1 protein-coding gene is annotated in these 493 nt (G+C 64.7%); it reads left to right on the plus strand.

Annotated features, from left to right (window positions below):
* Window positions 1-265: ATP-binding protein (locus C7G61_RS43285; protein ID WP_190242295.1), on the plus strand; the 265-nt coding region annotated here is incomplete at its 5' end.
* Window positions 266-493: the final 228 nt, after the last annotated feature.

Genomic DNA, 493 nt, shown 5'->3' on the forward strand with positions numbered 1-493 from the left:
AGGCGCCATGATCCTGACCTCCAACCGCGGTTTTGCGGAATGGGGCGAGGTTTTTGGCGATCCTGTTGTGGCCACGGCGCTGTTGGATCGCCTTCTTCATCATGCGGCGGTGATCCAGATCGAGGGCTCGAGCTACCGGCTGCGTCAGCATGCCGAACTGGTTCCCGAGCACGTGCGCTCGAAAGCCCTGATCACGCCGCCCCCGGCACCGAGGCGCCGGGGCCGACCACCAGGAGGCAAAGCAAATGATCATCCGACCGGCTGATCACCGGACCCATTCTCGTCCGTCAGGTAGGGAAAATTGAAGGCCCATAATTACGGGAGATTCAACGCCCATTGACACGCGGTGGTGGTGGTCAAGGCCCGCGAGGTCAAGCCGGTGCCGGGCCGCAAGACGGATGTCTGCGACGCCCAGTGGCGGCAGCGCCTGCACGAGTACGGGCTTCTGCGGGCGAGCTTCCAGCCGCACGGCGAGAGCGCCACCCTGCGCTCT

Origin of the sequence: Bradyrhizobium algeriense (assembly GCF_003062295.1) — a bacterium.
Lineage (GTDB): Bacteria > Pseudomonadota > Alphaproteobacteria > Rhizobiales > Xanthobacteraceae > Bradyrhizobium > Bradyrhizobium algeriense.